Annotated in this window: 19 protein-coding genes; 17 read left to right on the top strand and 2 right to left on the bottom strand. The window is 38.7% G+C overall.

Features of this window, described 5'->3' with window-relative positions:
- The first annotated feature begins 20 nt into the window (after positions 1-20).
- The 10 genes from CLO1100_RS19665 (at position 21) to CLO1100_RS19620 (ending at position 10,109) form a co-directional block, all read left to right on the top strand.
- Positions 21-845: an O-fucosyltransferase family protein gene (locus CLO1100_RS19665; RefSeq protein WP_014315520.1), complete on the top strand. Its 825-nt coding sequence runs from the start codon at positions 21-23 to the stop codon at positions 843-845.
- A 49-nt stretch (positions 846-894) separates the two neighbouring features.
- Positions 895-1,860 (top strand): thiamine pyrophosphate-dependent dehydrogenase E1 component subunit alpha, encoded by a 966-nt coding sequence (locus CLO1100_RS19660; protein ID WP_014315519.1) that lies wholly within the window; start codon positions 895-897, stop codon positions 1,858-1,860.
- 39 nt (positions 1,861-1,899) lie between these two features.
- The gene (locus tag CLO1100_RS19655) at positions 1,900-2,940 is read left to right on the top strand and encodes a pyruvate dehydrogenase complex E1 component subunit beta (RefSeq protein ID WP_014315518.1); all 1,041 of its coding nucleotides are present in this window, start codon (positions 1,900-1,902) and stop codon (positions 2,938-2,940) included.
- 17 nt (positions 2,941-2,957) lie between these two features.
- Positions 2,958-4,010 (top strand): NAD-dependent epimerase/dehydratase family protein, encoded by a 1,053-nt coding sequence (locus CLO1100_RS19650; RefSeq protein WP_014315517.1) that lies wholly within the window; start codon positions 2,958-2,960, stop codon positions 4,008-4,010.
- A gap of 84 nt (positions 4,011-4,094) precedes the next feature.
- The gene (locus CLO1100_RS19645) at positions 4,095-5,282 is read left to right on the top strand and encodes a S8 family serine peptidase (protein WP_014315516.1); all 1,188 of its coding nucleotides are present in this window, start codon (positions 4,095-4,097) and stop codon (positions 5,280-5,282) included.
- A gap of 134 nt (positions 5,283-5,416) precedes the next feature.
- Positions 5,417-6,604: an O-fucosyltransferase family protein gene (locus CLO1100_RS19640; protein WP_014315515.1), complete on the top strand. Its 1,188-nt coding sequence runs from the start codon at positions 5,417-5,419 to the stop codon at positions 6,602-6,604.
- Entirely contained in the window at positions 6,594-7,655 is a 1,062-nt protein-coding gene (locus CLO1100_RS19635) for an O-fucosyltransferase family protein (RefSeq protein ID WP_014315514.1), read from the top strand. Before CLO1100_RS19640 ends, CLO1100_RS19635 begins: the two co-directional genes overlap by 11 nt.
- Positions 7,645-8,604, top strand: coding sequence for an O-fucosyltransferase family protein (locus CLO1100_RS19630; protein ID WP_014315513.1), 960 nt, complete (start codon positions 7,645-7,647; stop codon positions 8,602-8,604). The genes CLO1100_RS19635 and CLO1100_RS19630 overlap by 11 nt, the downstream gene beginning before the upstream one ends.
- A gap of 37 nt (positions 8,605-8,641) precedes the next feature.
- Positions 8,642-9,544: an aminoglycoside phosphotransferase family protein gene (locus tag CLO1100_RS19625; protein WP_014315512.1), complete on the top strand. Its 903-nt coding sequence runs from the start codon at positions 8,642-8,644 to the stop codon at positions 9,542-9,544.
- A 100-nt stretch (positions 9,545-9,644) separates the two neighbouring features.
- Entirely contained in the window at positions 9,645-10,109 is a 465-nt protein-coding gene (locus tag CLO1100_RS19620) for a DivIVA domain-containing protein (protein WP_014315511.1), read from the top strand.
- Between the two features lie 71 nt (positions 10,110-10,180).
- Here CLO1100_RS19620 and CLO1100_RS19615 read toward each other — a convergent pair whose 3' ends face one another.
- Positions 10,181-11,113, bottom strand: coding sequence for a GDP-L-fucose synthase (locus CLO1100_RS19615; RefSeq protein ID WP_014315510.1), 933 nt, complete (start codon positions 11,111-11,113; stop codon positions 10,181-10,183).
- Between the two features lie 4 nt (positions 11,114-11,117).
- Positions 11,118-12,143, bottom strand: a complete 1,026-nt coding sequence (gmd, locus tag CLO1100_RS19610; protein ID WP_014315509.1) for a GDP-mannose 4,6-dehydratase — start codon at positions 12,141-12,143, stop codon at positions 11,118-11,120.
- A 177-nt stretch (positions 12,144-12,320) separates the two neighbouring features.
- Here gmd and tadA point away from each other — a divergent pair, with 177 nt between their 5' ends.
- The 7 genes from tadA to CLO1100_RS19575 all read left to right on the top strand — a co-directional run bounded on the left by tadA (position 12,321) and on the right by CLO1100_RS19575 (position 20,205).
- A complete protein-coding gene (gene tadA, locus CLO1100_RS19605) occupies positions 12,321-12,776 on the top strand; it encodes a tRNA adenosine(34) deaminase TadA (protein ID WP_014315508.1) in 456 nt (151 codons plus the stop codon).
- A gap of 33 nt (positions 12,777-12,809) precedes the next feature.
- Complete coding sequence (locus tag CLO1100_RS19600; protein WP_014315507.1) at positions 12,810-13,166, top strand: hypothetical protein; 357 nt, start codon at positions 12,810-12,812, stop codon at positions 13,164-13,166.
- Positions 13,167-13,293: 127 nt separating this feature from the next.
- Entirely contained in the window at positions 13,294-14,853 is a 1,560-nt protein-coding gene (locus CLO1100_RS19595; protein WP_014315506.1) for a glycoside hydrolase family 43 protein, read from the top strand.
- A 477-nt stretch (positions 14,854-15,330) separates the two neighbouring features.
- Complete coding sequence (gene ilvB / locus CLO1100_RS19590) at positions 15,331-16,953, top strand: biosynthetic-type acetolactate synthase large subunit (RefSeq protein ID WP_014315505.1); 1,623 nt, start codon at positions 15,331-15,333, stop codon at positions 16,951-16,953.
- An 18-nt stretch (positions 16,954-16,971) separates the two neighbouring features.
- On the top strand, positions 16,972-17,484 hold the full coding sequence (gene ilvN / locus CLO1100_RS19585) for an acetolactate synthase small subunit (protein ID WP_014315504.1): 513 nt from the start codon (positions 16,972-16,974) through the stop codon (positions 17,482-17,484).
- A gap of 63 nt (positions 17,485-17,547) precedes the next feature.
- Entirely contained in the window at positions 17,548-18,543 is a 996-nt protein-coding gene (gene ilvC, locus CLO1100_RS19580; RefSeq protein WP_014315503.1) for a ketol-acid reductoisomerase, read from the top strand.
- A gap of 135 nt (positions 18,544-18,678) precedes the next feature.
- On the top strand, positions 18,679-20,205 hold the full coding sequence (locus CLO1100_RS19575) for a 2-isopropylmalate synthase (RefSeq protein WP_014315502.1): 1,527 nt from the start codon (positions 18,679-18,681) through the stop codon (positions 20,203-20,205).
- Positions 20,206-20,300 lie beyond the last annotated feature (95 nt).

Here is a 20,300-nt window from a genome sequence, read left to right as displayed (position 1 = left end):
GGTATGTGGAGGGTTTTAAATTGAAGCAGGATAAATTCTTACTTATCAATACAACAGGAGATGGATTTTGGTATGACATGCATCATACGCTTTCTCATCTTTTGCTTGCAGAGATTACACAAAGGATTCCTGTTATTTATTGGGGAAGCAAGAGTATGTACAGCACAGATGAAGCTTCAAACGCTTTTGAACAATATTTTTTCCCTGTATCAAAATATGGCATGGATGAATTAATAGAAAATATTAGTCATAATGGGGACATAGAGATAGCGAACAGATATACGGATATGGATGGTATTATATGCCGTATGGATGAGAGATGTCCGTATTTTGGATTAAATTCCGTAGAAATTTATAGGATTATGCTTGAAAAATATATACAGCTGCGGCCGGAAGTTGAAAAAGAGATAAATAATTTCTACGACGTAAATATGGCAGGTAAAGATATTATTGCAGTACATATAAGAGGAAGTGACAAGATATTGGAAGTTAGTCATCTGCATGAACTGAATAAACTTTATCCGGCGAAAATAAGCATTTATTTGAAAGAAAGGCCGGATGCCTTCATTTTTCTTATGACCGATTGTAAAGACATATTGTCGGATTATAAAAACATTTACGGCGAAAGGTTAATTTACACCAACTGTAAAAGGGTTTTGAAAAATGGAGGGGGAGTTCACTTCCAGGAATATGTTAACAACAAGCTGAAAGGAATTGAGATTATAAAAGACACATGGCTTGCAGCAAAATGCGACTATTTTATAGGAAATGGATTCTCAAACGTATCCAGAGCAGTATGCGAACTAAAAGACTGGCAGAACCAGAATGTAACACTGCTTTTTTGAGCTGGTTATTGAAAACGTGTATTATTGGGAATTTCGGAGGCTGATATATATGGAAAATGAGAGACTTATTGAGCTGTACAAAATTATGCAGACCATACGCAGTGTGGAACGCAAAATCGAGGATGAATATAAAAATGACGAAATGAAAACCCCTATTCATCTTTCCATAGGGCAGGAGGCAATTGCGGCAGGGGTTTGTATACATCTCCGTAAGGAGGATTACCTTTTTGGAACCCATAGGAGTCACGCACAGTATATTGCAAAAGGTGGAGATATTAAGCAAATGATAGCTGAATTATATCTTCGTAAAACAGGGTGTACTTCCGGTAGAGGGGGCTCCATGCATCTGATGGCTCCGGATATAGGAATATTCGGCTCCACTGCCATAGTGGGAGGAAGCTTGCCCCTTGGAACGGGAACCGCTCTGGCATCCAAGATTCAAAAAAATGACAGGGTTACTGCTGTTTTTTTCGGGGATGGAGCGGCAGATGAAGGAACTTTTCATGAAAGCCTGAATTTTGCATCCCTTAAAAAACTCCCGGTTATATATGTATGCGAAAATAATTTCTATGCTATAAACTCACAACAAAAGGAACGGCAGTCAGGAGACAATATTTATAAAATTGCTCAGGGGTATGGAATTCCCGCATATCAGATAGAAGGGAATGATGTGCTTAAAGTTTCCGAGTACGCAGAAAAAGCCGTTGAAAGGTGCAGAAAAGGAGAGGGGCCTGTTTTACTGGAGTGTATTAGCTATAGATGGAAGGGCCATATCGGCACTGTTGATGACCTGGGTGTTGGATACAGGCCCCAGGAGGAGTACGATTACTGGGTTTCAAAGTGCCCGATAAAATGGTATAAAGACTATCTTAAAAGCAGAAATATTCTTACCGAGACGCTAGAGAAATCCATCCATGAAGAAATAGATAAGGTGGTAAAGGATGCTTTTGAATTCGCAGTTAATTCACCTAAACCGCAGCCTGAAGAATTACTTGATTTTGTTTATGCAGATTAATGCAGTTTCATTTATGTATACTGATAGGAGGTAGTTTATATGCCCTGGACTACAATTGAAGTTGAGAAACAGGATAAATTTATAATAACGGATGATTCCCAAAATGGCAGAATGATTTCATATAAGGATGCTTTGTACGAAGCAATGGACCAATCCCTTGCAAGAGACCCAAGAGTCTTTGTTATGGGAGAGGGTGTAGATGACCCCGGCGGGGTTTTTGGAACTACGAAAGGATTGCACGAAAAGTATGGCCGTGACAGGGTTTTTGACACGCCAATCGCAGAAAATTCCCTGACAGGAATAGCAGCAGGAGCCGCAATGGCAGGATTAAGACCTGTTTTTGTTCATAGCAGAATGGATTTTTTGCTGCTTTCATTGGATCAACTGGTAAACCACGCTGCAAAATGGAGCTATATGACCGGAGGAAAGGTTAGTGTACCTTTAGTAGTGAGAACAGTGAGTGCAAGAGGATGGGGATCGGGAGCCCAACATTCACAATGTTTGCAGGGGATGCTTATGAATGCTCCCGGACTGAAAATAGCTGCTCCTGCCACGCCTTATGATGCCAAGGGATTGCTGATTTCAAGCATAATTGATAATAATCCTGTACTATTTGTTGAACACAGATGGCTTTACAAAACAATGGGGAATGTCCCGGACACACTGTATTCCATACCGTTTGGGAAGGGTATTGTAAGAAGAAAGGGAAAGGATGTTACTATTGTTGCAGTATCCTATATGCTGGTTGAAGCCTTAAAGGCAGCAGAGAAGCTTCAAGCCCAGAATATATCGGCTGAGGTTATAGATTTAAGGACAATAAAACCAATAGACGAAGACATTATATTTGAATCCCTTGCAAAGACAGGCAAACTTATAATAACAGATACAGGGTGGAAGACAGGCGGTGTTGCCGCAGAAATTGCAGCCCTCGTTGCTGAAAAAGCTGTTCATCTGCTGAAAAAGCCTGTTGTAAGAGTTTGCTGTCCGGATATACCAACCCCGGCCGGAGATTTGCAGGAGAAAGCCTTTTATCCTGACTTTGAAACTATATGCACAAAGGCCGTTGAATTAATGAAATAATGAAAGGGGGCCTCCTTTTGGATAAATATATAAAAGAAGATTGCATGGAATATTTAGAAAAAATAGACTTGTCTCCTCTTTATAACAAAACTGTACTGATTACAGGTGCTAACGGATTAATAGGAACTTATATCATATATATGCTTCATCTTGCCAACCTTTTAAAGGACGGTGAAATTAAAATTCATGCTGTAAGCAGAAGTAAGCCTTGTAAGGCATTGGCTGATATATTTGAGCAAAATTACAGTTTCTATTCCGAAGACCTTAACAATATGGATTTTGACAAGCTCAAATTGAAGGCTGACTATATCATACATGGTGCAACTTACGCACAGCCCGGCAAATTCCTTAGAAACTACCTGGATACCATTCACTTAAACACTGTTGTTACTGAAAAGCTGCTTCAGAAGGCTAAAAAGGACAGCGCGGTTTTATTATTCCTGAGCTCCTCTGAGATTTACGGCGAGCCGGATATTGATAATATACCTACACCGGAGAGCTATCCAGGTTTTTGTTCTCCGGTAAATGTAAGAGCTGTATATTCAGAGTCAAAAAGGATGGGAGAAACTCTGTGTTTTGCTTACAGGCATTATGAAGGGGTAGAAGCGAAAGTGGCAAGAATATCTATGACTTACGGGCCGGGAGTAAAGGGAGACGATGAACGTGTTCTTGGGCAGTTTATAAGACGGGCGTTGGAACAAAAGAATATTACCATGCTGGATGACGGAAGCAAAATAAGGACTTTCTGCTATATAGCAGATTGTGCCTTGATGCTCATGAACATAATGGCGTATGGAAAGGATTTTGTGTATAACGTGGGAGGCCGGGACAGTATCAGTATAAAGACACTTGCCCAAGAAGTTTGTTCTGTTACCGGAAGTACTCTCACCATTGACAATCGACAGAAAAAACAGGCTATTGAAGAAATAAAGGTTTCTCCTGACAAGGTTCAACTTGATATAAGTAAGATTTGTTCCGAATTTGGGCTAACATGCTTTAAGCCATTAAGGGAAGGGCTTGTAAGAACTGTTGAATGGAATAAAGATAAGTGGAATTTGCAAATGAAATAATTGAATGATATATTATATGTAATTTATTTGAATAACTGGTAATTAATATACAGGCTATCAGGGCAGGAGGGTACCAGACTAAAGATGAATACATTACCTATTAATATAGCAGTCATAGATGACGGGGTTAACGAGAAGCACTATCAAACGGACAGACTTTCGTACAATCTGGAAATAACTCATGATTTAACTGTTTGTGAAAGGGTGGACTATGACCCTTTTTTGCCGTCTCATGGTACAACCTGTGCTGCAATAATAAAAAAGTACTCTCCGGAAGCTGTTTTAAGCAGTATAAAAATATTGGATTCAAGCTCAAGAACAGGAATGAAAGCACAGCTTATCCGTGCATTGAAATGGTGTGCCGATAACAGTATACGTATTGTAAATTTGAGTCTGGGTACAATAGATTACAGAGATTTTAATGAAGTAAAGGAAGCCGTAGATTATGCGTTTGAGAAAAATGTAATTGTAGTTGCGGCATGCAACAATCGTAATATTTTTACATGTCCGGCATCTTTTGAAAGGGTAATTGGCGTAAGATATGACTTTATAGAAGTATTAAATGAGGGCGAGTATACATATAATTTTGATTCCATGGACGGGATAAATATATCTGCATGTGCAAAACACACCCTGAAAAAGTATGATGGAACGGATATAGTGACAAATGAATGTAACAGCTATGCGGCACCAATGGTTACCGCTCATGTATTTAATCTTTTGAGGAAAAACCCCAATATAGGTTTTGGTGAAATTATAGATAAATTACAACAGGAGGCTAACAGAAAGAACTACACAGAGTGTATTCATTCCTTTGGAAATTGTAAAGAGCCGGATATACCTGTTATTTTAGTTAACAATAATAGTCTCGATAATTTTGAAAAAGGGCTCACCGGCAAATTCAGGAGTGACGGTTTTAATGCTTTATGTGTATATGAGAATATAAAAGAGCCCGATATTTGTAACGGTTACATAAATATCAGACAATTCTCCAATCAACAGTTGCCCTCCTTAAAAAAGAGCTTCTATAACATATTCAATATACTTGTCCCTGATATATTGCTTCTTTCATATGACAATCAGAAAAGTGACATTATGTTAATGAAAGGAATAATGGAGTTGGACTCTGACATTGAAATATGTGTATATAATATTTTAGATGTAGAAGTAAAGAGTTCCTATGGGATTCGTGTTTTCAACCATTTCGATGATAATCAATTAGAAAATTTGTATTCTTACATACTGGAGTTGTTTGAAAAAGAAGAGAAGTAATGTCTGTAAACAATTGTTGCAAAACAAAAAATTTCTGTTTTGGCGACAACCCCTTTTTATTTTTTATAATCACATATCGGTATAGGCTTACATAAAATAACATGAAATGCATTTATATTGAGGTGATAATAAAAATGTCAAATGACAGATTCCTGCTTATAAAAGGCTGGAGCTATATTCTTTGGGGGGATGTAGATCATGTGCTTGGTCAACTTCTTGTAGCTGAACTCACCAACAGGATTCCGGTTGTATACTGGCCTACACATTGTCTGCACAATGGGTATATCCTGACCAACGGCTTTGAATTGTACTTTGAACCTGTTTCCAACTACTCTATTTTTGACGTAGCAAAGCCCGAGTACACATATTACCCGCCAATCTGGGATTATGAAAACTTATTTATTGAAGATCAGAATAAAGATACTTGGATTTACCGAAATATCGGGGATTTACTTAGCAGCCAAGAAAATGTCGTAGTAGCAGATGTTTATTATAACATACATGAGTTAATTCCATTTATAAAAAAGAATAACCCGGCGTACGGAATGAGTTCTCAACAAATATACCGATATTTATTTAATAAATATATAAAGCTGAAATCAGACATAAATACGGAAGTTCAGGGTTTTTATAATTCATGGCTTAAAGACAACCATCCTATCCTTGCAGTTCACGTCCGAAGGGTTGAAAAAGATATGGTGTTTGATACCAGAGATTCTAAGAAAAACGGAAACCAGTATTGGAATAAAATTTATAGAAAATATAAACAGAAACCTGAAAAAAAGGGAAAGAAGTTATATAAGCTGTTTGCAAAGGGTAAGTTTAAGGAGCCTAACAGAGGCTACCATAAGGAAATAAAAAAATATATAGATAAATACAATATAAAGAAGATATTCCTACTTACGGATTGCGAAGATACTCTGAAGGAGTATAAGAACATATACGGCTCTATGCTTGTCTATACAAATTGTAAAAGGATTAAAAACGATGAACCCGTGTATCATATGGAAAATCCAATGGTGGTAAGGCGCAGAGGTATGGAAATTATAAAAGATGCATATATTGCTGCTAAATGTGACTTTTTCATAGGAAATGACTTTTCAAATGTATCCCACGGCATTACCCGTATAAAGGATTGGGCAGATAAAAACATAAAAATGATGTACTGGATGTTTAAAAAGAGAAAGTACCCTGTAAATGTAATGCTTGTGGTAAAAAGCGATAAACCCAATATTTTTACTCGTACAGCACAGAGGGTTAAGAAGTTTTTTAGTAAGTTCAAAAAGAATAAGGAGAACAGAGGTGAGTTAAATGCCAAATGACAGGTTTTTGCTAATAAAGTCATGGGGATGCGGCTTCTGGTCGGATGTGGATCATGTAATGGGTCAGCTACTGGCCGCTGAACTTACTGACAGAATTCCTGTTATATATTGGGGGCCAAATAGCTTATATGCAGAATCTTTCAAAACAAACGCCTTCGATCTCTACTTTGAACCGGTCTCCAACTATAATATAGACGATGTAATAAAATATAATTATACTTATTTCCCTCCTGTGTGGAATTATGACAATGTAATGATTGAAGATTTGGATAAAGTAACATGGACATACCGGAACCTGGGTGAAATGATGACTAGTGATGCAAATGTACTGATCAGTGATGTCCACTATTTTATAAGGCCGTTAATTAATTTTATAACAAAGGACCATTGGGCTTACGGTATGACTGCGCACCAGATTTACCGAACCTTGTTTGATAAATATCTGAAGCTTAAGCCTGATATTGAACAGGAGATTCAAGAATTTTATGATGAAAAGCTGAAGGATAAGGGGCTAACCCTGTCTGTCCACATTAGGGGCGGTGATAAAGTGAGAGAAGTTGAAAATCTTGGCCGCTTGAACAAGCGATACTACAAGGAAATAGAAAACTTCAGTGCCAGATATGATATAGAGAAAATACTACTTCTCACGGATTGTGAAGACATTTTGAAAGAATTTTTAAGACTTTATGGAGACAAAGTAGTTTACACAGAATGCAGAAGGGGAGCATTAAGTGCAACTGAGGATGCACCACACCTGCAGGACTATTCAGCAAAAAGGCGTAAGGGCATTGAAATTATAAAAGACACCTATCTTGGAGCGAAATGCGATTTCTTTATTGGAAACGGTTATTCCAATGTTTCATATACAATAAAAAGGCTCAAGGACTGGCCGGAACCAAACATTATTCTTTTTTACAGAGATTTAAAAAATGAAAAAAAACTTGCTAAAAGGAGAGTAAAGGAAGAGGGTAACAGAAGGCTGCTGGAAAGCAAAAATCACAGGTTGGAGTACCCGGAATTTTATGGAGGTGTTAACACATATGTCGAATAGTAGATTTCTTCTGATAAAGTCACTGGGAGGCAGCATATGGAATGATGTGGACCATGTGATATGTCAGATGTTTGCCGCCGAACTGACAAACCGGATTCCGGTAGTATACTGGGGAATGGAAAGCCTCTACAGTGAATCCGTTAATACAAATTCGTTTGAATCATTTTTTGAGCCTATAACCCAATATACCTTCCACGATGTAGTACGCCCGGAGTATTCTTATTATCCCAAGGTATGGAAGTTTGAAAACGTTCTGGCTGAAGATACAGATAGATTTAAAATGGAAAATAGGGAACTAAGCGGTATGATGAGGAGTGAAGCCAACGTGGTTGTAAGCGATACCTATTATCCATTGAGAGCACTTTTGCCATATGTAAGTAGTGGTCATTGGTCATACGGAAAAACCCCGCATCAGATATACAGGTACATGTTTGACACTTATATTAAGCTACAGCCACCAATACAAAGAGAAATTCAAAAATTTGTAAATACAAATCCGGATTTCAGAGATGAAAGGCCTATTTTAGGGGTGCATGTAAGAGAGAAGGCAATAGTGAACGAGGTAGCTCAATTATATGACCTGAATGAGTTTTACAAGCCCAATATATGGCAGTTTATTGTAAAGTACAACACAAGGCACTTGTTTTTAATAACTGATTCTAATACTTTATTTAAGCAATACAAGAAGTTATATAACAAAAATGATATGTTGATATATACTGACAGTAAGAAGGTGCCACTCAAAGAACGTATTCCTACTGCCCTGCTCAATTATCCAAACAAAAGGCACAAGGGAGTTGAACTTGTAAAGGACACCATTGAAATAATTAAAGATACTTATATAGCTTCAAAATGTGATTTCTTTATTGGAAATGGATATTCAAGTCTCTCAAATACCGTATTAAGGTTAAGGGATTGGCCTGAATCGAATATAAAGCTTTTATATTGATAAAAGGGTTTAAAGCTAATGGGTGGTGAAATTCTGTATGGATGAAAAAGAGAATATGTATATGGGGCTTATAAGAAGCAGATGCCCTCAGATTAATATAACAAAAGTGGAATACCTGATGAATGAGGGTAGACATAACGATGTAATTATCATAAATGATACTTACATTTTCAAATTTGCCAGATACGACTGGAGTGTTGCTTTTCTGGAAAACGAGGCCAAGGTTACTAATTTCATTCGTAATCGTATAGAACCCCTTGTTCCTGCTCACGAACCTCTTGGGAGAGAAATGGTGAAATACAATATAATAAAGGGAAAACCGATATTCAGGAACCTACTACTGCAAATGAATGGTAAATATCAGGAGGCTTTGGCACAGCAGATAGGCAGTTTTCTTAAAACACTCCATACCATACCAGTGGAAGATGCGGAAAATATGGGAATCGGTGAATTCCAAAACGCTATAGCACAAAATGGAAGGAAGGAACTTATTGAAGAAATATACAGAAAGGTATTTCCATACTGTTCCGATTATACAAAGGAGTATATAAAGCAAGTATTTAAACCTGTTGAGAATGATGATGATTTTTTGTCCTACGAACCTACTCTTATACACGGAGACCTTTCTGCTTGTCACCTGCTTATAGACAGTAGATTAAAAAAATTAACCGGTGTAATAGGTTTTGGACTTTCGGGATTGGGCGACCCTGCTTATGATGTTGGAATACTTCTTGATAATCTTGGTGAAGCTTTTTTAAAACGTGTGGCAAGGTATTATCCTAACATGGAGAGCTTAGTTGACAGGGCAAGATTTTATGTTACTTTGAATGATATCCTGTGGGTTAAGGACATTGCAGATATGATTATAACCAGAGACTTTACAAACTTCAGGTTCAATATCAGGGAAAGGGATATAATGCCCATAGGCTGTAGGTGGTAAAAGATATATATTCTTCGTCCCTATGGTTACTCAAATAGAGAATATATTGCCGTTATGGGAATATATTATGATGAGAGAGTAATTTTAGGAGATGAGCGATATGTATTATACTCCCGAAGATTTTAAATGTCTTTGCATAAAAAAGTCCCTGGTTAACGGATATTGCAGAAAACAGGTTGATGCGATCCTTGCCCAAGTGGGTGAGGACTACATAAGTATGGCTAAAGAAAACGAGGAAATGAAAAGCAAAATAGATTTACTTAATGAAACCATTCAACACTATAAAATACTTGAGGAATCATTACAGCATTCCATAATAGTTGCACAGCATACAAGTGAACAAATAAAAACAAATGCATGTGAGAAAGCAAAAAATATAACTGATGAGGCAGAGGTAAGTGCCCAGAAAATAATTGAAATTGCCAACCTTGAGGTAATTAAAGCAAAAGGAAAGCTGGATGAAATTAAGGGTCAATTGTACTCATTTAAAACAAAATCTGAGGCGTTGATAAGTGCACAACTTGATGTATTAAAGCAATTATTCAGTGAACAAAATAATGAGTAGAATAAAAAAATGAGGCAGTTCTAATTTAAAACTGCCTCATTTTTTATCGAGAATGCGGACAAGAATAATTTTTATATAACGACATATTTCAGGTAATATTCATATTCTCTTCTAAGACCTTCTTCCATATCTATCAGAGGTACCCACCCTGTCTTATGTATCTTAGTGTTATCCAGTACACGCCTGGGGGTACCATCGGGTTTGGTTGTATCAAAAACAAGTTCTCCGGTGTATTCCGTTACTCGTTTTAATGTTTCGGCAAGCTCACGTATGCTGATCTCCTTGCCTGAGCCGATATTAACAAACTCGTTTCCTTCATAATTTTGCATAAGATACAAGCATGCATCTGCCATGTCATCAACATACAGAAATTCCCTTAGGGGGCTCCCGGTGCCCCATAATTCAACATATGGCTTGTTATTAATTTTAGCCTCATGGAACTTAATAATCATTGAAGGTATAACATGAGAATTGTTAATATCAAACCTGTCATTGACGCCATAGAGGCTTGCAGGCATTGCAGAAATAAACCGTGTACCATACTGCCTATTGTAGGATTGGCACATTTTTATACCTGATATTTTTGCAAGAGCGTATGCTTCGTTGGTAGGCTCAAGTTCACCGGTCAGAAGATATTCTTCCTTTATGGGTTGAGGACATAATTTAGGGTATATACATGAACTGCCTAAAAACAGTAGTTTTTTTACTCCATATTTAAAAGCACTTTTTATTAAATTGCACTCTATAAGCATGTTCTCCATTATAAAATCCGCAGGAAAGGAGTTGTTAGCATGTATTCCGCCAACCTTAGCAGCTGCAATAAAAACATAATCTGGTTTTTCATCCATAAAAAAGCGGTCCGTTAAAGACTGGTCTGTAAGGTCAAGCTCTTTGTGACTTTTACATAAAATATTTTCATACCCGTTCTTTTGAAGTCTCCTTACTATTGCAGAACCAACCATACCATTGTGCCCGGCTACATAGATTTTACTTTCCTTATTCATTATTTCATCTCCCCATTAAATCACTTTCAACCATCATTTTAACAAGTTCCTCAAAAGAAACTTTCTGTTTCCAATTTAGTTGGCTTTTGGCTTTAGACGGATCACCCAAAAGCAAATCTACCTCTGTGGGTCGGAAAAATTTACTGCTGATATTAATAAGCTCTTTCCCGGTAGCACTGTCTACAGCCTTTTCTTGCTCTCCAGAGCCGTGCCACTCCAAAGTTATTCCTACATGTTTAAATGCAAGATTACAGAATTCCCTTACAGTGTGAGTTTCCCCTGTTGCTATAACATAATCGTCGGGTTTATTCTGCTGAAGTATGAGCCACATTGCTTCTACATAATCCCCCGCAAATCCCCAATCCCTTTTTGCGTCAATGTTGCCAAGATAAAGTTTATCTACTTTCCCATTTACTATGTCGGATATACCTTTAGTTATCTTACGGGTTACGAAAGTTTCTCCGCGTCTGGGGGACTCATGGTTGAAAAGTATTCCATTACAGGCAAAAAGGTCATATGCTTCACGATAATTTACTGTAATCCAGTACGCATACATTTTGGATACGCCATATGGACTTCTCGGATAGAAGGGAGTAGTCTCACTTTGAGGAGTTTCTCTTACCTTACCGAATAATTCGCTTGAGGAAGCCTGATAAAACTTGATGCGAGGGTTAATTTCTCTGATACTCTCCAAAAGTCTTACAGTTCCCAACGCATCAACATCTCCAGTGTATTCGGGAACGTCAAATGAGACTTTGACATGACTTTGGGCACCCAGATTGTAAACTTCATCGGGTTCTATCTTATAGATTAGTTTACTGAGACTTCCGGAGTCGGATAAATCTCCGAAATGGAGAGAAATTTGTGAATTCTCTCCGGTTTTATCCTCAAGAAGATGGGATATCCTTTGAGTATTCAAGCTGCTGCTTCTTCTGGCGATTCCGTGAACTTCGTACCCTTTATCTAATAAAAACTCAGACAGATATGACCCATCCTGACCTGTTATTCCTGTAATTAAAGCTTTTTTCATGTATATATCTCCTTTTTGTACAAATACTAACGCAGCTTATAAAAAGCTGACATTCTGATAACATAATATGTTTGTAATTTGATTATGGTACTGACTTATAAAAATATTTAATTCCGTACCCCCGGAGTTATAATATATAGTAGTAAATATCAAATACTACTAATGGAGGTACCCGAAATGTACACCAGAAACGAGCAATTTATGCTTGCAGCAATCAAACAAGCAAAAGAGGCATATGAAAAGGGTGAATCCCCGGTAGGAGCAATTATAGTAAAGGATGGAGAGATTATCGCCTGCGGTCGTAATCAAAAGGAAGAAAAGCTGGATGTAACATCCCATGCCGAAATAGAAGCTTTAAAAAAAGCGGCAAAGGAGCTTGGAACATGGAAACTGAAGGACTGTGACATGTACGTTACTCTGGAACCGTGCTCAATGTGTGCAGGAGCTATTATTCAATCAAGAATAAAAACACTTTATATAGGAGCAATGGACAAAAAGGCGGGTGCCGCAGGGTCAGTAGTAGATTTATTCAGAGTTCCGCAATTTAATCATAGCGTTGACGTAGTATATGGATTAATGTTCGAGGAATGTGGAAACATATTAACAGAATTTTTTAAGCAGCTAAGAAAATAATAAATAAGAACTTACATTAAAGGACGGGAACTTATGATAAATAAAGTAGAAATACAAAAGGAACAGGCTTTAAATGCTATACAGAACGGGGATTTTGACAAAAGTATAATAGGTTCAAAGGAAATAGTACTAATAATATTAACACAGGATTGGTGTCCTCAGTGGCAGGCGCTGAAAACCTGGTTATATGATAGTACTGATGTGAAAATGGATATTGATGTATATGAGTTAGAGTATAATACCACCGACTTTTTTGAAGAATTCAAAACCTTTAAGGAAGAACAGCTGGGAAATTCAGAGATACCTTATTTAAGGTTCTACAAGAACGGAACCTTGATAGAGGAAACAAATTATATATCCAAGGATAGGTTTATGGAAATTATAGGATAATAAATGAAAAATACTTATAAACTGTGCTAAACTATCCTTATTGAAATGTATCATCCTCGTTCAGGGGATGATACATTCCCAGATTTTAGATACTTAAAATAAATATTTCTATAGGGAGGCGTTATATTTGACAAAAAAAGATTGTAATTATTTCAGTAATCCCATATTGCCGGGGTTTTATCCAGATCCATCAATATGTCGTGTAAACGATGACTATTTCCTTGTTACATCAAGCTTTACATATTTTCCGGGACTACCTATTTTCCATAGCAAGGATTTAGTCAATTGGAAACAGATAGGACATGCCCTGGACAGGACAACTCAGCTTGACTTAGATGAACTTGAACAATCCCAGGGAATATATGCTCCAACAATCAGATACAATAACGGCTTATTTTATATTGCGTGTACCAATGTAGGAAAAAAGGGCAATTTCATAATAACAGCGGAAAAACCGGAGGGCCCGTGGTCAGAACCATACTGGCTGGACGATGCACCCGGCATAGACCCGTCACTTTTCTTTGATGATGACGGAAAGGTATATTTTATTGGAACAAATGAAGCCCCCGATGGAACCTACTATGGCGACAACGAAATCTGGATGCGGGAACTGGACACCGTGAAGATGCAACTGACAGGCCCAAGACACGGTTTGTGGAGAGGTGCAATGAAAAATGCCGTGTGGCCTGAAGGACCACATATCTATAAAATTAACGGATACTACTATTTAATGATAGCAGAGGGTGGAACAGATTATCACCATTCAGTTACAATTGCCAGAAGCAAAAGTATAACAGGCCCGTATGAGGGTTGCAAAGGAAATCCTATTCTTACCCATAGGCATTTGGGAAGAAAATACCCTATTGCAAATGTAGGCCACGCCGACCTTGTTGAAACCCAAAACGGCGAGTGGTGGATGGTGGCACTAGCATCAAGGCCGTATGGAGGATACTATAGAAACCTTGGCCGTGAAACATTTCTTATTCCTGTTACATGGGAAGATGGTTGGCCGGTAGTAAGTCCTTTAAGCGGAAAAGTCGAGTTTACGTATGAAAGACCTAAGCTTCCTCCGGATAACCCAGTTGAAGCAATGGCTTGTGACCACTTTGACACTGAAACGCTTGGCTTTACATGGAATTTTGTGCGAACTCCAAGAGAAAACTTTTACAACCTCACCGACCGACAGGGATATTTAAGGTTAAAGCTCAGACCTGCAAAAATCACCGAGCAGAAGAACCCCAGCTATGTAGGCAGGCGCCAACAGCATATTAATTTCCGGGCAAAAACAATAATGGAGTTTTCCCCTGAGAACAATAATGAAGCGGCAGGCATATTAGTAATACAAAATAACAATTATCATATGAGGTTAGAATGTACTCGCTCTGGAGAGAAAAATATAATAAGGCTGGTTGTATGTGATGACGGAAAGGAAAGCATCATTGCTCAAAAGGAAATTACGCACAAACGTATTCATATGGTAGTTCAGGCATGTGGGCAGGATTACAGCTTTTACTTTGGAGATGAAAATCAGCTCATAGAGCTGTCTGTCAATGTAGACGGAAGAATACTGAGTACTGATGTAGCAGGGGGATTTATTGGGACATATGTAGGGATGTTTGCCAGCAGCAATGGTTATGCCAGCAGAAATACTGCAGATTTTGATTTATTTGAATATTCAGGATTATGAGCCACGATTTATCCAACAACATAAAACATTAAAAACTCAAGCTAAACTGGTCAGAAAACGTTAAATGCCTTTTATTGACGCTCTATGAATATGATGCTATAATTATTTCTAAACCAAGACTTACAACTTTTGTAAGAATTAATTATTATAATATAGCTTATGATGGAAAACAAGATGTATTGATTTGTTAAAGAGAGCCGGCGCTTGGTGGAAGACGGTACAATAAATACATGTATAACTCATTCCGGAGGCCCGATACCCAAACATTCAACTTGATTAAGTATCGGCGTTGGCAACGATATAGCTATGGAGCACGGACACGCGTCCGGTTGCTCACTGAGGATGCAGTTGATTAACTGCATTAAATCAGGGTGGTACCACGGCGGAATTATCCCCTCGTCCCTGCGTAACAGCAGAGATGAGGGGTTTTTTATAACTAATCTGAGTATAACCTATAGTAAAAAAGGGGGATTGCCATTGAAAATAACAGGAGCTCAAGCATTGGTAAAGGCACTTGAGTTGGAAAACATAACTACAATTTTCGGATATCCCGGTGCGGCAATCTGTCCATTTTATGATGCACTGCTGGATTCAGATATCAATCACATACTTACAAGAAACGAGCAGGGAGCAGCACATGCTGCCAGCGGATATTCAAGAGTTACCGGAAAAACAGGCGTGTGTGTGGCTACCTCGGGGCCCGGTGCGACAAACCTTATAACAGGGATTGCAACTGCATATTCGGATTCGATTCCAATGGTAGCTATTACAGGGCAGGTATCTCTTGATCTGATAGGCAGGGATGTGTTTCAGGAGGCAGACATTACAGGAGCTACAGAACCCTTCTGCAAGCATAACTACTTGGTGAAGAACGTCAAAGATTTACCCAGAATAGTAAAAGAAGCTTTCCATATTGCTTCTACCGGCAGGCCTGGGCCGGTACTGATAGATGTACCTGTGGACATACAGACAGATACACTAGATTTCAGATATCCCGATGAAGTAGATATTAAGGGATATAAGCCAAATTATAAAGGTCATCCACAGCAGATAAAAAAGATTGCTGAGGCGGTTTCCGGCTCACAAAGGCCGGTTATATGTGCAGGAGGGGGAGTTATCACTGCAAAGGCTTCGGAAATAATGACAAGGCTTGCAGAGAAGTATCAAATACCTGTAGTGACAACGTTAATGGGAATTGGTTCAATACAGGTAGGCCATCCTTTGAATTTCGGAATGTTGGGTTCCCATGGAGTATATGCAGCCAACTATGCAGTACATAACACTGACCTCCTTATAATAATCGGGGCAAGAGTGGGAGATCGTGCTTTGGGAACAGCAGGCAAGATAGCTGAAAAGGCTAGAATAATTCATATTGACATTGATCCTGCCGAGATAGGGAAAAATGTAAGTACTACGATACCTGTGGTAGGAGATGCCGGATTGATTCTTGAGGACTTGTATAAGGCTATTCAAAACTGTAATACTTCACAATGGCTCGATAGTATGCGACAGGCTGTTAAAAAGAACAAAGTTGAATTAACGGAGCAAAGTAGTTATGTCAATCCCAAGAAGCTTATAGCTGAACTTTCAAAAAGGCTTGATGATGACGCAATAGTAGTTACGGAAGTCGGACAAAATCAGATATGGGCTGCAAACAATTTTATTGCAAGAAAACCGGGATCTTTTATTACCTCAGGGGGATTGGGAACTATGGGTTATGGTCTTCCGGCAGGCATCGGAGCCAAGACAGGCAGACCTGGCAGTACGGTAGTTGTTATAGGTGGTGACGGAAGTTTTCAGATGTCAATGCCGGAGATGGGTACCATAAAGCAAAACAGGCTGGGAGTAAAAATCCTTATACTCAATAATAACAGGCTTGGTATGGTTCGTGAAATGCAGAAGAACAAATATAAAAAGAGATATTCACAGGTATTTCTTGATGATAACCCTGATTTCGTTAAAATAGCGGAAGCTTATGGATTCAAATCTGAAAGAATATCCTGTAATTCGCAGATAGACAGTGCATTGGACAGATTCCTTGCTGATGATAATGTATATCTGCTGGAATGTAGTATTGATCCTGAAGAAGAAACGGTTTAGGCAGAGGGGGAATAAAAAATGGCGAAGCATACACTTTCTGTACTGGTTGAAAACCGCTCCGGAGTATTGTCCAGAGTAGCAGGTTTATTCAGCAGGAGGGGGTTCAATATTGATAGCCTTGCAGTAGGGGTAACAGAGAATCCTGAAGTATCACGAATGACTATCGTGGTTGACGGAGACGAATACACCGTTGAGCAGGTAAGCAAGCAGCTTAATAAGTTAATTGATATTATCAAGATAAGGGCTTTGGAAAATTCTGAATCCGTCAGTCGTGAACTTGCCCTGATAAAGGTTAATGCAACATCCTCTACAAGGTCTGAAATAGTCCAGATAGTTGAGATATTCAGAGCAAAAATTGTAGATGTATCAAAAAATACATTAACAGTTGAAATATCAGGTTCCGGTGATAAAGTCAGGGCTCTTGAGGATATGCTCAGGCAGTTTGGTATAAAGGAAATCGTAAGAACAGGTACAATTGCTATTGAAAGAGGCAATAAGTATATTAAGGCAGGAAGTACGGAAGAAATATAGTTAACATAAAAACATTGCAATTATATACAATTGCAATGATTAAAATATGGGAGGCTTAAAAATATGGCAAAAATGTATTATGACAGTGACTGCAATTTGAAACTACTGGAGGGAAAAACAGTAGCGGTTATAGGATACGGAAGTCAGGGGCATGCACATGCACAAAACCTAAAGGACAGCGGAGTTAATGTAATAGTAGGACTTACTCCGACATCTGTAAGAAGAAAGCAGGTTGAGGCTGACGGCCTGAAGGTTTATGATACCGCAGAGGCAGCGAAAATGGCTGAAATCATTATGATACTCATTCCTGACGAAAAACAGGCGGCAATGTATGAAGAGTGTATAGCACCTAACCTTGAAGCAGGCAACATTCTTATGTTTGCACACGGCTTCAATATAAACTTCAAACAGATAGTTGCTCCGGCTGATGTTGATGTAATCATGGTTGCACCAAAGGGCCCCGGCCACACTGTAAGAAGTCAGTACAAGGAAGGAAGAGGTGTTCCTGCACTGATTGCAGTTGAAAAAGATGCTTCCGGAAAAGCAAAGGAATACGCTTTGGCATATGCCTCCGGCATTGGAGCAGGCAGAGCCGGGATACTTGAAACAACCTTTAGAGAAGAAACAGAAACAGACTTGTTCGGTGAACAGGCTGTGCTTTGCGGAGGTGTAACAGAATTAATGAAGGCCGGTTTTGAAACATTGGTTGCAGCAGGCTATCAGCCTGAAATAGCTTATTTTGAGTGTATACACGAAATGAAGCTGATTGTAGACCTTATCAATCAGGGCGGCTTCGGTGAAATGAGATATTCCATTAGCGACACCGCAGAATACGGTGATTATGTTACAGGAAAGAGAATAATCACAGACGAAACCAGAAAGGAAATGAAAAAAGTACTTAAAGAAATTCAGGATGGTAAGTTCGCTGCCAACTGGATAATGGAAAACAAAGCAGCTGGAAGAGCAAACTTTATATCAATGAGAAGAAATGAATCTGAACACCAGTTGGAGACAGTAGGAGCTGAGCTTAGAAAAATGATGAGCTGGTTAAAGAAATAAAATAATATATAAAGAATATGTTTGGTGGGTTAGTTTAACTATAAGGCACTACTAATCCACCAAAACAAATATTCTCAAAGAGTAATTTATTTATTTTAGACATTTATGAATATGAGAATGTAAGGGGGAATTAATATGGCCAGAACGATTAAGATATTTGATACCACATTAAGGGATGGAGAGCAAACACCCGGTGTTAACCTTAATCTCCAGGAAAAGATGGAAATAGCAAAGCAACTGGTAAGGCTAGGTGTAGACGTTATTGAGGGCGGATTTGCCATTGCATCCCCCGGCGACTTTGAATCAATAATGACACTTTCCAGGAACCTGAAAGGGGTTACAATAGCAAGCCTGTGCCGTGCCGTAGAAAAAGATATAGATAGAGCTTGGGAGGCAGTTCAGTATGCGGAAAGCCCAAGAATACACACCTTTATTGCTACTTCGGATATCCATATGAAATACAAGTTGAAAATGACAGAAGAAGAGGTGCTGGAAAGGGCTGTAGCCATGGTCAAACATGCCAAAGCCTACTGTTCCAATGTTGAATTTTCAGCAGAAGATGCCAGCAGAACCCGGGAGGAGTTCCTGTATCGTATAGTAGAAGCTGTTATCAATGCCGGAGCTACAACAGTAAATATTCCGGATACGGTGGGATATTCAACTCCGCAGGAGTTTGGAAGACTTATAAGGAATATAAGAAATAATGTACCTAATATTGACAAGGCGGATATAAGCGTTCACTGTCATAACGATTTGGGCCTTGCTGTTGCTAATTCACTTGCAGCTGTTGCAAATGGAGCTGTACAGGTTGAATGTACAATTAACGGTCTTGGTGAAAGAGCCGGAAATGCTGCGATAGAAGAAATAATAATGGGTATAAATACAAGAAAAGATTACTATGATATAACACATAAGATTGATACAACACAGATATACCGGGCAAGCAGGCTTGTCTCAAGCCTTACCGGTGTGAATGTACAACCCAATAAGGCAATCGTGGGAGCAAATGCTTTTGCACACGAGTCAGGAATACATCAACATGGTGTACTTTCTGAAAAGACCACTTATGAGATTATGACTCCCGAATCAGTAGGAATGGGTCAGAACAGAATGGTTCTGGGCAAGCTGTCAGGACATCACGCTTTTGAAGAAAGATTGAGAGAGATGGGTTACTCCCTGTCTGATGAAGAAGTAAAGACTGCCTTTACAAAATTTAAAGATTTGGCTGACAAGAAAAAGGTAGTCACTGACAAGGATATTGAAGCACTGGTAGATGAAAACATTGCGGTTCCTGAAATCTTCGTAATAGATAGTTTTCAGATAAACAGCGGAAATAAAATGATATCAACCTCAACGGTCAGTATTAAAAAAGATGAGGACATCATAACCGAAGCTGCAACGGGAGATGGCCCTGTAGATGCAGCATTTAACGCAATTGAGCGTGCTACGGGGGTTAATGCAGAGTTGGTTCATTATAGTATAAAGGCGGTAACGGAAGGAAAGGATGCTCTTGGTGAGGTAACCGTAAAAATATCGAACAATAACAGCGTATTTATGGGCAAGGGTGTCAGTACTGACATCATTGAGGCCAGTGTTAAGGCATACCTGAATGCAATAAACAGGTCTATAAGCGAAATTGGAGAAAGCATAATTAACCAGTAAGGGGAGCTTGCTAAAAAAGCAGCCCCTTTGAGGGCTGCTTTTTTAGCTTTGAATACCTGATATTCCCGAGGAAGACAGGTTAAATTATTTTATAA

Source organism: Clostridium sp. BNL1100, from assembly GCF_000244875.1.
Lineage (GTDB): Bacteria > Bacillota > Clostridia > Acetivibrionales > DSM-1351 > Ruminiclostridium.
Note: the sequence above shows the minus strand (reverse complement) of the source record. Positions and strands in the feature narration are given on the sequence as shown.